Source organism: Sulfurospirillum arcachonense DSM 9755 (assembly GCF_000597725.1).
GTDB classification, from domain to species: domain Bacteria; phylum Campylobacterota; class Campylobacteria; order Campylobacterales; family Sulfurospirillaceae; genus Sulfurospirillum_A; species Sulfurospirillum_A arcachonense.
Genome location: NZ_JFBL01000005.1, coordinates 52,152 through 65,672 on the forward strand (window position 1 = coordinate 52,152; position 13,521 = coordinate 65,672).

A 13,521-nucleotide genomic window follows, 5' to 3' on the forward strand; every position below is an offset into this window, starting at 1 on the left:
GAAAAATCGTTAAAAGAAAAAAGAGCTGATAAAAAAGCAAAAAAAGCTTTAAATAAATAATTGGTTTAGCCACAACCGAAAATATATCGGTTTGTGGTGATTATTTTTATTTACAATACTCATGAGGATAACTAGATTCGCGATTTTGAAATGATAGAATAGAAGATTTCTGAATCACTCCTTTTTCAATATTAATAGCTTTTCGTATGGTCTCATTTTGTTTCCAACTTTTACGACCTGCAAGAACAGTTGATAAATAAACAATTAAAGCTGCAGATATAGATCTTGTTGCACTTTCCCAAAGATAACTTGGAGTGTGATCAACTGCATAATAGTTTATAGTTTCATATTTAACTATAGGATTTTTGAATGTTGTTGGTTTTGCAAAAAAGAATCCCATTCCTTCGTCACAACTTACATCTATAATCAAACTATTGGGTTTGAGGCATGAACTTTCTTCTTTAATTACAAAGTTTGTAGGGTCTTGGGTATCTTGAAAGATTCCGTTTACGATAATATCTGCTTTACTAATAAAATCAGTAAGTGGTTGCTTAGATCCATCGTGCTCGACGACTAGCATTCTTTTTTCTCCTTCTTTTCCTTTTCGAATCTTTACGTAGTGACAATCAAGAACTTCTTCTCTGACTTCATGGTCTGGACGCTGAATACAGATAGTTATATCTCTAAAACCATGGGCTTTGAGCGCATATATCGCCCCACGACTAACCGCTCCAAAACCAAAAATGACTATCTTTCGTTGATTTCCATAATGACCATCGATACCGTTGAGCTGTAAAGCATGTATAACTGCACAATAACCAGCCATTTCGTTGTTTTTATAAAATGTATGACGACCAATATGACCTTCAGGAGACCAAACAAACATATCTTCAAAAGCAATAAGTGTTTGTTTACGCTCCAGTGCCGCTTGAGTAATATCTGTTTGTTGTACACAATGTACATAACCCCAAAGTGTTCCACCTTCTTGAAGTTCTTCTAAGTCAGCTAATACTGGTTTACTAATAATCACAGTACCAATATCTGCTAATATCTCATGACGTGAAGCTATGCCTCCTGAAAGCTTGGCAATTTGAGTATCAGAGATACCAAAAGGTATTCCATAACCTTCTTCAAATACAAGCTGGTGTCGAAGTTTTTCAGGAATACGAGATAAATGTGCAGGATGGATAGGGAAGCGTCGCTCATCTTCTTTTTTTGAAGTTCCAATGACTCCTACTTTTAATTTCTCATTTAGAATTGTAGCTATTTCGGCGTTCATTAATAATTTTCCTTAGGTGCATGCATCAATTTTTTATTGGTGTAATATAAAATAAAAGTGCATTGAAGACAAGCCTAACAAAAATTAGCGAGTGTTAATTAATGCGGATCTAGGCTTAGAAATGGGTTGTATGTATACTTTTGAAGGGTTGCAAAAGCATTATTATAATACAGATCGAGTATTATTGATATTGTCTTCAGTATAGCTGAATTTTTACTAAATATGTAAAAGCGTTAATTTATTAGTAATATGTTTTTATAATAAACCTCTTCTTAAAAATCAGTCTTTATAAATCATATGCCAAATTGGATAATAGTAGGGTATGTCTTTTTTCCTTTGTTAATAAAAAAATTAATTTAATCTGAGAGAATTTTGCAAGCTTTTATTATTAAGATTATAAACAGTAATTTAGTAAAACTTAAGTAAAACTTAATTTTATTTTAAAGCTAAATAATAGGAGGCAATGATGAGTAAGACAGCAAAAATGATAATACCATTAGTAATTGGTATTGTAGTAGCAATATGTCCAACACCAGAAGGGTTGAGTACAGATGCGCAATATTTCTTTGCAATATTTTTAGGGCTTGTAGCAGCTTTAGTTTTGGAACCAATACCAGGTCCTCTACTTGGTCTAATAAGTGTAATGCTTGTAGCAGGTTTTGGACTGATAGGTGAAACTGCAAAAGCAAGTCGTTCTTGGGCTTTAAGTGGTTTTTCAAGTGGAACAGTTTGGTTGATTTTTGCAGCATTTATGTTTGCACTTGGTTATAAAAAAAGTGGTTTGGGAAAAAGAATAGCCTTAATTCTCATAAAATTATTTGGTAAAACTTCATTAGGTTTAGGATATGCAGTGGCTTTCGCTGACTTATTGTTATCTCCATTTATACCATCTAATACAGCAAGAAGTGGTGGTACTATTTTCCCAATTGCTGTAAATATACCAGAGTTATTTGATTCTACTCCTGATAATAATCCAGAAAAAATTGGTTCTTATATCTCATGGGTTGCACTTGCTACTACATGTGTTACTAGTTCAATGTTTCTAACAGCATTAGCTCCTAATATATTGGCTATAGCTTTAGTAGAAAAAGGTACAGGTATACTCATAAATTGGAATCAATGGTTTACTTCTTTAGCCATGATTACAATACCACTATTTTTAGCTGTTCCATTAATAACGTATCTTATTTATCCACCTGAACAAAAGCATTCACCAGAAGCTCCAATTTGGGCAGATAAAGAATTAAAAAAAATAGGTAAAATTACACAAAAAGAATTCTTTATGTTAGGACTTGGCTTTTTAGCCGTATTGATGTGGGTCTTTAGTGATTTAATTGGAATCAATGGGACAATTTCTGCAATTATTATTTTATGTCTTTTGATACTCACTAATGTATTTACATGGGAAGATGTTATCTCAAATAAAGGTGCTTTTCATGTATTTATTTTTGTTGCAACATTGGTAACAATGGCGGGAGGATTAAAGAAAGTTGGATTTTTAAAATGGATTTCAGGACTTGTTGCTGGAAATTTAACGGGTATGGAACCATTATCAGTAGCTATTACGTTGTTAGTATTGTTTTTTGTATTTCATTACTTTTTTGCAAGTATAACAGCCCATACTGTGGCATTATTGCCTCTGTTTTTAGGAATTTCTTTACAGCTATTACCTACTGAAATGATACAACCATTGGCTATGTTACTTGTTGGTTCATTAGGTTTTATGGGTGTTTTAACACCATATACAACAGGACCTGCTCAAATTTGGTATGGTGCAGGATATATACGTTCTGCAACATGGTGGAAACTAGGAGCAATTTTTGGAGCTATTTATTTAGCATCTATTATTATCTTAGCATATTCAATTTTATAAAAGAGGGAGCTATTTTAGCTCTCTCTTTTTGATAGTATAGGGGTAAGATGATATAATAATATTCGCTTTTAATTTTTAAGAAAGGGAAAATATATTGAATGATTTTTGAACAAAGATTAGATTGGAATTTTTTTGTAATTAAAGGATTAATATGTTTTTTTATTATCTCTTTTTTAGTAATATCTCTTAAGGCAGAAGAATCTTACCCAAATAAACCTATTGAAATGATTGTTGGTTTTGGTAAAGGTGGCAATAGTGATACGTTAGCTCGTTCTATGGCTCCTTATTTATCTAAATTATTAAATATCCCCATTCATATACAAAATATACCAGGACGTGGTTCTGCTTCTGCTATTGAAGCTTTTTTAGAAAAAAAAGCTGATGGATATACTCTCCTTTGTTCCTCTTTTTCACCTTATTTAGCAGCGGCTATTTTGAGACAAGATACTAGTTTCTCTATGAAAGATCTAGATTTTCTTAATATCCAATCATATGGATATGATCTTGTGGCTGTAAATGAAAAAAGTAAAATTACATCTCTTTCTGAGCTGTTAAAAGAGATCAAAAGTAAGAAAAAAAAGTTTAAATTTGCTGTAGTTGAAAATTCAAATGGATATTTACTTTTAGGATTAATATTTGAAGCTATGAATATTTCTCTAAACAATATTGAAATTCATAAATACAATAGTGGAGGTGATGCTAAACAGGCTATGGCTCAAGGTGTTGTAGATGTCATGATTGTTAGCTCAAATAGATCAGAACTTATACGAGAGTATATTACACCTCTTGCTATTCATGCAAAAGAGAGACAAGCTGAGTGGGATATACCTACAGTTGATGAGGCACTTATACCTCTAGGAATTAAAGTTCCAGATCTTCCTGAGTATATGAGAGGATTTGCGGTTCAAAAATCTTTGAAACATAATTATCCTTTACGTTATGAAAAACTTAGCAATGCTTTTATGTTTCTTATGGCTAAAAAAAGCGTGCAAAGAGATTTGAAAAAAAATAAAATAGGTGGGGCTTGGACAAATCCTGAAAATTCTACTCAAATTCTTAATAAAGCATATAGGATTTTTAAAAAATATAATTATTTATTAGATGATAAATAATTTTTTGATTAAACTGGTACATCAACTTTTGGAAAGGTAATACTTATATTTAGTCCATGAGGTTTTATGTTTGTCAGTTCGATAGAACCATTATGTAATTCAACGATTTGTTTTACGATAGCTAATCCTAAACCAGTTCCTTGTTTTTTGGTATCAAGCCTAAAAAAGCGATTAAATATTTTTTTTAAATACTCTTTAGGAATACCAGGGCCATTATCTGAAATACTCATAGTGATGGTATTTTGATTTTCATGAATAGAAATTGTTAGGGTGTTTTTTTCTGTTGTATTTTCACTGAGGGCATATTTTTGTGCATTATTGATAAGATTATTTAATAGACTTTCAATAATGACATCTACACCATTAATCCAAAGGCTTTTTTTTGCTTCAAATATGATGTCAAACCCATCAGCATAAAGTATTGGTGCTTTAAGAAGTGCTACTTTTTTACATAGTTCAGTTAAATCAAATGGTTTAAAATTGATGCGATCATATACATCAGGATTTGTGTGGGCATGAAGTAAGAGTTGTTCTGATGTATGTACCATATTTCGGATGCTTTCAAGATAAAATTCTTTTTGTTCTTCATTGATAGAATCATCTGTTTCAATCATAATTCTTAATTCTGCTAGAGGTGTTCTAAGTTGATGTGAAACATCTTCATTAAATTGGGCTACATGTAAAAAACTTTTTTTAAGTCTTTTGAGTAGTTGGTTAATGCTTTGTACAAGTGCTATTACTTCAATAGGTGTTCGGTCTTCTTTGATAGGAGCAAGGTCATGCATATCTCGTCGTTTAATAGAGTATTGTAGTGCTACAAGAGGACTTAAACCTTTATTTACGGAATAAAAAGTACAAATAAGGGTACTTATAATGATTAAAAGAGTAATCAGCGCAAGCATGAAATATATTTTATAACGCATTGCATGTCTATCTTCTAGAGTTTCTGCAATAGTAATTACAACATTATAAGATTTTTTATTGCGTCTCATAGTATGTAAAGTTCTAAGGGCTCTAATTTCTTGACCAAAAAATATCGCATTATAGTAAGTTTGATTAGAATCAGATTTTGTTGTTTTAGGAATATTTCTAAATCCAGCAATCAAGTTTCCTGACAAATCTTCTATGCTATAAAAAAGGCTGCTATCTCCTGATGATGTTTGTAGATTGATGCCAAGATGACGTTGCTTAAATATAATTTTTGATTTATTCACGTAGAGGCGATCGATAATACTATTGCTTTCATGTTTTAAGATATCATCAAAATATTGGTTAATTTCATGGTTACTAAATAAATAAACAGCAATAATAGCCAAAAGCGTAATCAATAAAAATGAGTAACCAAGCCATCCAATTAATTGCCGTTTTATAGAAATATAATACATGTAAGTTACTTTGTAGAAATCATGTAGCCTAGGCCTGGAAATGTTTTAATTTGAACGTTTGAGCCCAATTTTTTTCGAATTCTTGAGATATATGTTTCAATTGCATGAGGGGTGAAGGTATTATCAAAGTTTCCTACATGGTTAGAAATATTTTCTTTGCTAAGTACTACATTGACTTGAGATATTAAGTATTCAAAAACACTGAGTTCTCTGTTACTAAGATGGATATGTTCATCTCCTTTTGTTAACATTCTAGTTAATACATTAAAAGTTAGATCTCCTAGTTGAATCGTAGTTTGTCCTTTTTGTTGAGAGCGACGAAGGAGTGCGTGAACTCTTGCAACAATCTCTTTAAGATCAAAAGGCTTTGCAATATAATCATCTGCGCCTGCTTCAAGCCCTAATATTTTTTGATCTAATTTAAAACGAGCGGAAGTGATTAATACAGGCATAGTTTTATTGTTTTTTCTCATTTTTTTAAGAATATCAATACCATCCATACCAGGTAAACCCAAGTCTAAGATGAGTAAATCATACTCTTGATAGTCTAGTACACTAGCCCCTTCTTCTCCATCATGTAAAACATCTATAGCATAGCCTTCTTGGGAAAGTCTTTTTTTTAGACCTGTAGCTAAACGAATATTGTCTTCTAGTATTAAAATACGCATGATGTTCCTTTTCAATATTTGAGTTAATAGTATCATATGCTCTAACGAAAATAATTGTAACATTGTACAATGCTGTTATAAATATTTTACTTATTTGTCTTCTCAAAACCCTGACAAAATATAATAGGGATTTAAATTTTTTCTATATTTTTTTTAGTATATCATTTGACAGTGAAATGAGAGTTTTAATCGTTAAAATACTTAGAATCAAATACCTTTATATGTAAAGAGAGAAAAGGATAGATTATGCTAAATAACCAAAAAGTTTCTGTTATAGGTACGGGTAATGTAGGTACAGCTATCGCATATCAATTAGCTATGCGTAACCTTTGTCGTCAAGTAGTGTTGATTGGTCGAACGTATGATAAAGCAAAAGGTAAAGCTCTTGATATCACACAAGCTTCGGCGACAATACAGTCAACGACACAAGTCCTTGGAAGTGCTAGTTTTTCTGATATGAAAGATAGTAAAATTGTTATAATTACTTCAGGAAGTCCAAGAAAACCTGGTATGAGTCGTGATGATCTTCTTATTAGTAACGCAGATATCACAAAAGATTTAGCACATAAAGTTAAAGAGTTTGCACCAGAATCAATTGTGATAGCAGTAGCAAATCCCCTTGATGCAATGACATATGTTGTTTTTCGTGAAACGGGATTCCCTAGAGAAAGAGTTTTAGGAATGGCAGGAGTGCTTGATAGTTCTCGTATGGAGGCATTAATCGCTCAAAAAACGGGTATGGGCTGTGGACAAGTACAAGCAATAGTTTTAGGTGGACATGGTGATGAGATGGTACCACTTCCTCGTTTTAGTACTGTTAATGGTGTGTCTGTTCAAGAGTTATTAAGTAAAAAAACCATAGATCAAGTGATAGAAAAAACACGTCGTGGTGGTGCGCAAATCGTAGATCTTTTAGGAACATCAGGCTATTTTGCACCAGCAAATAGTGCGGTTGTTATGGCTGAGGCCATTTTGAGAAACAGTGAGGCATTATTGCCGTGTGCTGTTCTTCTTGATGGAGAGTATGGATACCACGATGTTGTTACAGGTGTTCCTATTGTTTTGGGTGCTGATGGTATGAAAGATATCATTGAATTTTCACTAAATGAAAAGGAAAAAGAGGCATTCAAGCGTAGTATTGCAACAGTACAGTCAATGCTTAATATCCTTGAAAAACAAAATTTTTATGAATATGCCTAATTAAGTTCGAATGACCAAAATACTTTACATGTAAAGCTATTTTAGTCTAACTATCTAGAGTTTTTTGATTTCTATAGACTGTTTTTTCATCCTAAATAGTTCATAGTCTTCATTTTCAAATTCATCATAATCCAAAATTTCAAATTGATTATCAAAAAAACTTTTAAGTTCATCTTTTTGTAACAAAAAATCAGGGTTTGAGGGTGGCTTTTCATTTATCTTATCATGCATGTATGTTTCAATAAAAAGTATACCGCCTTTTTTAAGTCCGGCTGATAACTTAGGTATTAAATCTCTATCGAGAAAATTTGCCATAATGATTAGGTCATAAGAGTTTTTAGGCACTTCATATTCATCTAAATCAACTAATTTACAAGTGATGTTTTGAAAAGCTTTTTTATCAAGTTCATCCAGTGCTATTTGCGAAATATCTATTGCTTCAACTTCAAAACCATTTAAAGCTAGATAAATCGAGTTTCTTCCAGCTCCTGAAGCTACATCAAGAGCTTTTTTACCTTTTACTTTATGGAGTATTTGAGTCAGTTTTTTACTAGGCTCTTTTTTCTCAAGTAAAGAGGGTGTTTCTTTGTACTTTTTATTCCATTTTATTTTATCTTTTTGTGCCATTTAATTACTTTTTATTTGATTTCTAAATTTTTTGAGTTTTTTGTTCCAACCATCTTTATCAAATCCGTCTTTATCGTAGCCATCTTTGTCAAAAGATCTTGTAACTTTTTTATCTAAAATAAGTCTTTGTTTCATTATAGATTGTTTTGGTTTATCAAAATCTAATAGTTTTTTTCTTGCTGATTTAAAATAATATTGCACTATCTTTGTGGGTTTTGATTTTTTACCATAGATTTTTTTACCTACTAAATCAAAGCCAGTTTGCGTTTTTATATAGCGTACATCATCATAAAAACTTCTATTATATAATTCATCTTTCATTTGTGAACTTAGTTTTATTACATCAAAAGAGTAAGGTCTGCTTTCTTTCCCTTTTTTAACAAATTTCTTTAGTTTAGGACTCCATCCATCTTTATCCACACCATCTTTATGCAGTTTATGTATGTCAAGCCCATCAACGTCATACTTTGTTTTAGTGATTTTATTGATGCCATCTTTATTCCAGCCTTTATAGTCATATCCTTTTAAATCATAGATAGAATCTGTAAGTATATTGTGTCCTAAGTCGTTGAAGCCATCGGTGTTGTATCCTTGTTTACTTCTCCATGCATCATCTAAGTTATCTTTGTTAAAATACTTTTTAAATTTATTAAAACATTTTTGGCCTGTTTGAACCATGTACTTTTTATAAATCTTTTGGTTATTTGAAAATGAAAGTTCCATAAAATAGCTTTTTTCGTTTTTCCCGCAAGTTAAAAAATTGATACCGTCTATAGTATCAACTAAACAGTTGTGATCAAAATGTTTCAAAAGTTGATTTTTATAAGTAGATTTAAAAGAGACTTTGTCATCTAGCTTTGAACCACTTGCTTTAGAAATAACAATATCGGGACAAGAACTATTTTCAAGTTTGTAAAACGTTTGGATACTTATAGCATTTAACATAGATAATTTTTGACTTTTTACTCTGCTTTTAACATCTATAAATGATAGCTTACCTAAGCACATAGCTTTAACTTTAGAAGAGTAACCAGTATCAAATCTATCTGCGATGTTAGAGCACTTTATATAAGATAGTTTTTTAGCTGGGCTAAGCTTCTTTTTGATTTGTTTTTTTTCAGAGGTATTTGCTTGAGCGGAATTATTCTGACTTGTATTTGCACAAGCAGTAAATAAAATGGATATAACCACTAAAACAATAATATTTTTTATTTTCACATTTGACCTTATTATAGTTTTATAAAGTCACTATTATATCTTTTTATAATATTAAATAAAAATTAGTGAGGTTGATTTTTGATTAGTTGGCATTTAATTTTCCTTTTAAATGATTTAGATTATTAATTATTAAGTTATTACATGTAAGAAATAATAAAGAGAATAAAAAAACAAGGGAAAAACTATTTAAAAGAAAATATATTCCATAGGAGTAGATATAATTATAAAATATTCTTTTTGTATAAAACCCTGGTTGACTATCATTAAAAAACAAGTAACTTAAATAAATCCCTAAGAAACATATAGTTAGGTTAATAATAATATCTTTTAGAGAATATTTATTCTTTAAATTTAAACTTTTATCTTTAGGGGTTTTAATATAATAAATTGTAAATATTGAAAATAATATAACACTAAAAACAAAAATCCAAGAAAAACATACTTTAAAAGATAAAGGATTGAAAGTATATTTTTCAAAGTTGTGATAAAATACTTTAAAATATGGTTCTACATAAGGATATAAAGAGCTTATAAATTCATCTTTGTAAAGTCCTGTCATAGTAAAGATAAAGCCAAATAAAATAGAAATAAAAAATCCATAATAAAAAAGTCTAGCTTCAAATCTAAAAGCATCTAAGCTTTTATATTTATTTTTATCTTTCATTTTTTGTAGTTCTGGGTCTTTTAGATTATTATCAAGATAATACTTGTGAGTTAAACTTTTTTTATACTCTTCTATCTCTTTTCTTCTCTCAACTCTTTCAGCTCGAGTTTTATGTCTATATTTATGTGCTCTTTTTATTAAATACTTTGATGCAATTATTTTTTGCTCTAATTTTATAACAATCATTGCCATTAAAACAAAAAACACAATAAGATAAATCATTTTATGTTACCAGTACTGATTGATCTTGTTCTCTTTTTCAAGTTTTCCCTAACATAAATTATAATTTTTTTAACATGTAAATTTCGCATAATGATACCTGATAATTTATTAAAAAATTTTTTAAAAAGTCAACTAAGGAAGATATATTATGATTGTGGGGTTTGGGATGTATCTGAAGGTGTTTCTTCATCTTGTGGTTCGGTACTGTTTTGAGCTTGTTTTTTCTTACGCTTTTCTTCTTTTTTCTTCTGTTTTTCTAGTTCACGACTTCGTTTTTCATAACTGTAGTTTGTTTTTGCCATTAGTAAACCTCTTTTGTATTGATATTTTAGATGTTGTATAGATTATAGCGTAGTTTTTTTGATATCTATTTTTTAAGTAAATTTTGTCTATATTTTATACATTAAACTTCAAAAAAACTCTATAATATACCCTATAATAGGCTATGGAAAATCTATTATTAATCATATTTTTAACAATCGCAATTGCAACTGTTCTCAACATTATTTTAAAAAGATTTGAAATATCCCATATTATCGGTTATATCATAACGGGTACTATAATCAGTGATATTTTTGGATTTAATGGGCTCAATATCTACTCTTTGGAGCTTATCGGAGAGTTTGGAATAGTCTTTTTAATGTTTACAATAGGACTAGAACTCAGTCTGCATAAAATAAAAAAGATGAAAGATATCTTGCTTACCAATGGTCTGTTGCAAGTTTTATGTAGTGTTACGGTTATCTTTTTACTTGCGTATTATCTTTTCAAACTTGATTTAAATACATCACTTATCATCTCTTTTGCATTTTCACTTTCATCAACGGCTATTGTACTGACATATCTCAAAAAATCAAAAGATATTCTCACTCCTTATGGGCAAAAATCTATGGGGATACTTATATTTCAGGATTTAGCTGTTATCCCTATCTTGTTGCTTATTACTTTTTTATCAAATGACACTTTGTCTATGGGTGAAGTTTTACTTCAAACAGTAGTATCTGGTGTTTTGATACTTGCTTTTATGTTTACTATTGGTGAAAAAATAGTCGATGCCTTACTAAGATTTTCAGCAAAAACGCAACTAGAAGAGTTGTTTTTAGGCTCTGTTTTTTCTATCGTTATTGGAGCATCTTTACTTGCACATCAGTTTGGCTTTACTTACTCTTTAGGCGCATTTATAGCAGGTATGATTATAGCAGACACAAAATACAATGTAAAAGTAGAATCAGATATCTCTAGCTATAAAGATTTGTTGCTTGGTGTCTTTTTCTTTGGGGTGGGTACAAAGATAGATGTAATCTACTTTATAGAAAATCTTCATATTATTGTTTTTATCTTTGCATTGGTGATGCTTTTTAAAGGGCTGGTTATATATGCGATTATAAGACGTAACTCAGATAAAAATACCTCGGCAAAAACCGCTTTAGCTTTGGCTCAAATAGGTGAATTTTCTTTTGCAATCTTCGCCCTTGCTGGTTTAGAAAAACTCATAACACAAGAGATGGCTAGTCTTTTAATACTCACAAGTGTTATCTCTATGATCCTTACTCCGTTTATACTAAATCATATTTATAAACTCTCATCTTATTTTGAAAAAGAGTTTTTTGAAGCAGATGTTATCACGCCTATTGGCATGAAAAACCATATCATAGTAGTCGGATTTTCAACCTTAGGAAGAAGAGTTACTTCAAAACTAAAGAAAAAAGGGGCTGATTTTATTATCATCTCTGATAACCTCAAACATGTACTCTTAGCAAGAAAACTTGGATACAAGGCATACTTTGGTCACTTAAATAAGCTACCAGTTTTGGAGTCTTTAGCAGTAGATGAAGCAAAAGCCATAATCATCACAGCAAGTAGCGAACACAATAAACGACTCATAAGCGAGGCAATATTGGATTTTTCTCAAGATGCAAATATTATCGTAAAAATAGACGGTGTTGATGAGAGAAAAAGCATGAAAGATTTACAAAAACTAGAGTTTGTAGATGCAAGTTTTGAAGTCTCAAACCTACTTGTAAATCATGCCCTGAAAATATAAGAGATTTACAAAAGTTTTTCCTTACATGTAAGAATAATAGATTACATATTTTAGAGGTTTGATAAAAGTAAGTGAGAGAAGAAGATTTGAAAAAACCACCCTCTTCTCTTTTTTTATTTTAGTACGTCTAGTATCTCATTTGTAGCATTCATTACTCTAATGATTTTATTGTCTATTTTATATATATTAGAATAATTATCTACATATTTTTTAGGATAAGTAGTCTTATTTAATAGAACTCCTTGTTCTAAAATATTTCTATCTACAACTTCACCTTTTCTGATTTTATTTTTCCATCCAGGAGGTAATTCACCACCTCTTTGAACTTTTTTTGCTAAGCCTGGTGGCAAGTGTTTCTGTTTTTGCTTTTTCTCTTTTTTAACTTTATGACTTTTATCAGATTTTGCAGGTGCATTTGTACCTATAAGAAGGCTAGCACAAACTAGACTCAAGGCTATTTTTTTCCATAACATAATTCTTTCCTTATTCAGTGGATTTTTTAACAGCATATTTTGTGTGTTCAAATGTCTTTTTCATACTATCTTGTACTTTTTCAAGATCACTTTTTTTTCACATCCAACAAATGAAAGTGCAACAAATAAAACGGTTATCATAATAAAAATTTTCTTCATATTATTTCCCCTTTTTTTGTGAATGTATAAATTGTATCAAAAATTATAGAAAATGAACAGTAATATTAAAAGGTTTTTAAAAGTATTGTAAATAAGGGGTTTGTAAAGTAAAGTGGCCGGGAGAGGGAGATTCGAACTCCCGGAGGTATGACCCTCGCTGGTTTTCAAGACCAGTGCATTCAACCGCTCTGCCATCTCCCGACAATAAAAAATAAAGACAAATGTATATTTGGAGGCGACACTCGGATTCGAACCGAGGATCAAAGCTTTGCAGGCTCGTGCCTTACCACTTGGCTATGTCGCCAAAATACATGTTGTTTTGAAAAGTGGTGCCCGGGGCCGGACTTGAACCGGCACGCTCGAAACGAGCGAGGGATTTTAAGTCCCTTGCGTCTACCAATTCCGCCACCCGGGCAAACGCATTTATGTGCTTCTAAAAGTTTCAAAATTAATGGAGCGGGAAACGAGGTTCGAACTCGCGACCCCGACCTTGGCAAGGTCGTGCTCTACCGCTGAGCTATTCCCGCAATAAATTTGAGATGGAATTGTATCATTTCTTTTCTTAAAAGTAAAGGGCTACACACATTAAAATCAAAA

12 protein-coding genes and 4 tRNA genes are annotated in these 13,521 nt (G+C 31.0%); 4 read left to right on the forward strand and 12 right to left on the reverse strand.

The genetic code is table 11. The annotated features are described in order from the left end of the window. Positions 1–106 precede the first annotated feature (106 nt). Complete coding sequence (locus K354_RS0105320) at positions 107–1,279, reverse strand: N(5)-(carboxyethyl)ornithine synthase (protein ID WP_024954473.1); 1,173 nt, start codon at positions 1,277–1,279, stop codon at positions 107–109. Between the two features lie 466 nt (positions 1,280–1,745). Between K354_RS0105320 and K354_RS0105325 the strand changes: the two genes are divergently transcribed. Further along, entirely contained in the window at positions 1,746–3,152 is a 1,407-nt protein-coding gene (locus K354_RS0105325) for a DASS family sodium-coupled anion symporter (RefSeq protein WP_024954474.1), read from the forward strand. A 98-nt stretch (positions 3,153–3,250) separates the two neighbouring features. Further along, the gene (locus tag K354_RS0105330) at positions 3,251–4,264 is read left to right on the forward strand and encodes a tripartite tricarboxylate transporter substrate-binding protein (protein ID WP_024954475.1); all 1,014 of its coding nucleotides are present in this window, start codon (positions 3,251–3,253) and stop codon (positions 4,262–4,264) included. A gap of 8 nt (positions 4,265–4,272) precedes the next feature. Here K354_RS0105330 and K354_RS0105335 read toward each other — a convergent pair whose 3' ends face one another. Further along, a complete protein-coding gene (locus K354_RS0105335) occupies positions 4,273–5,649 on the reverse strand; it encodes a sensor histidine kinase (protein WP_024954476.1) in 1,377 nt (458 codons plus the stop codon). Positions 5,650–5,654: 5 nt separating this feature from the next. After that, positions 5,655–6,317 (reverse strand): response regulator transcription factor, encoded by a 663-nt coding sequence (locus K354_RS0105340; protein WP_024954477.1) that lies wholly within the window; start codon positions 6,315–6,317, stop codon positions 5,655–5,657. A gap of 246 nt (positions 6,318–6,563) precedes the next feature. On the opposite strand from K354_RS0105340, the gene K354_RS0105345 reads away from it, so the two are divergent. Beyond that, positions 6,564–7,517, forward strand: coding sequence for a malate dehydrogenase (locus K354_RS0105345; protein WP_024954478.1), 954 nt, complete (start codon positions 6,564–6,566; stop codon positions 7,515–7,517). Positions 7,518–7,571: 54 nt separating this feature from the next. On the opposite strand, the gene K354_RS0105350 is transcribed toward K354_RS0105345, so the two are convergent. From K354_RS0105350 to K354_RS15095, 4 genes are all read right to left on the reverse strand, one after another. Continuing rightward, on the reverse strand, positions 7,572–8,144 hold the full coding sequence (locus K354_RS0105350) for a class I SAM-dependent methyltransferase (protein ID WP_024954479.1): 573 nt from the start codon (positions 8,142–8,144) through the stop codon (positions 7,572–7,574). Next, entirely contained in the window at positions 8,145–9,362 is a 1,218-nt protein-coding gene (locus K354_RS0105355) for a hypothetical protein (RefSeq protein ID WP_024954480.1), read from the reverse strand. An 82-nt stretch (positions 9,363–9,444) separates the two neighbouring features. Continuing rightward, a complete protein-coding gene (locus K354_RS0105360; protein WP_024954481.1) occupies positions 9,445–10,248 on the reverse strand; it encodes a hypothetical protein in 804 nt (267 codons plus the stop codon). Positions 10,249–10,394: 146 nt separating this feature from the next. Next, positions 10,395–10,550 (reverse strand): hypothetical protein, encoded by a 156-nt coding sequence (locus K354_RS15095; protein WP_169733419.1) that lies wholly within the window; start codon positions 10,548–10,550, stop codon positions 10,395–10,397. Positions 10,551–10,693: 143 nt separating this feature from the next. On the opposite strand from K354_RS15095, the gene K354_RS0105370 reads away from it, so the two are divergent. After that, positions 10,694–12,292, forward strand: coding sequence for a cation:proton antiporter domain-containing protein (locus tag K354_RS0105370; protein WP_024954482.1), 1,599 nt, complete (start codon positions 10,694–10,696; stop codon positions 12,290–12,292). Positions 12,293–12,405: 113 nt separating this feature from the next. Here K354_RS0105370 and K354_RS13990 read toward each other — a convergent pair whose 3' ends face one another. The 5 genes from K354_RS13990 to K354_RS0105400 all read right to left on the reverse strand — a co-directional run bounded on the left by K354_RS13990 (position 12,406) and on the right by K354_RS0105400 (position 13,451). Continuing rightward, positions 12,406–12,765: a hypothetical protein gene (locus K354_RS13990; protein ID WP_024954483.1), complete on the reverse strand. Its 360-nt coding sequence runs from the start codon at positions 12,763–12,765 to the stop codon at positions 12,406–12,408. 272 nt (positions 12,766–13,037) lie between these two features. Continuing rightward, a tRNA-Ser gene (locus K354_RS0105385) sits at positions 13,038–13,125 on the reverse strand. Between the two features lie 29 nt (positions 13,126–13,154). Further along, positions 13,155–13,228, reverse strand: a tRNA-Cys gene (locus K354_RS0105390). Positions 13,229–13,251: 23 nt separating this feature from the next. Beyond that, positions 13,252–13,339: transfer RNA gene (locus K354_RS0105395), tRNA-Leu, on the reverse strand. A 37-nt stretch (positions 13,340–13,376) separates the two neighbouring features. Next, a tRNA-Gly gene (locus K354_RS0105400) sits at positions 13,377–13,451 on the reverse strand. Positions 13,452–13,521 lie beyond the last annotated feature (70 nt).

Coding starts and splice junctions, on each gene's coding strand:
- K354_RS0105320 (WP_024954473.1), bottom strand. CDS start 1,279: ATGAACGCCGAAATAGCTACAATTCTAAATGAGAAATTAAAAGTAGGA.
- K354_RS0105325 (WP_024954474.1), top strand. CDS start 1,746: ATGAGTAAGACAGCAAAAATGATAATACCATTAGTAATTGGTATTGTA.
- K354_RS0105330 (WP_024954475.1), top strand. CDS start 3,251: ATGATTTTTGAACAAAGATTAGATTGGAATTTTTTTGTAATTAAAGGA.
- K354_RS0105335 (WP_024954476.1), bottom strand. CDS start 5,649: ATGTATTATATTTCTATAAAACGGCAATTAATTGGATGGCTTGGTTAC.
- K354_RS0105340 (WP_024954477.1), bottom strand. CDS start 6,317: ATGCGTATTTTAATACTAGAAGACAATATTCGTTTAGCTACAGGTCTA.
- K354_RS0105345 (WP_024954478.1), top strand. CDS start 6,564: ATGCTAAATAACCAAAAAGTTTCTGTTATAGGTACGGGTAATGTAGGT.
- K354_RS0105350 (WP_024954479.1), bottom strand. CDS start 8,144: ATGGCACAAAAAGATAAAATAAAATGGAATAAAAAGTACAAAGAAACA.
- K354_RS0105360 (WP_024954481.1), bottom strand. CDS start 10,248: ATGATTTATCTTATTGTGTTTTTTGTTTTAATGGCAATGATTGTTATA.
- K354_RS15095 (WP_169733419.1), bottom strand. CDS start 10,550: ATGGCAAAAACAAACTACAGTTATGAAAAACGAAGTCGTGAACTAGAA.
- K354_RS0105370 (WP_024954482.1), top strand. CDS start 10,694: ATGGAAAATCTATTATTAATCATATTTTTAACAATCGCAATTGCAACT.
- K354_RS13990 (WP_024954483.1), bottom strand. CDS start 12,765: ATGTTATGGAAAAAAATAGCCTTGAGTCTAGTTTGTGCTAGCCTTCTT.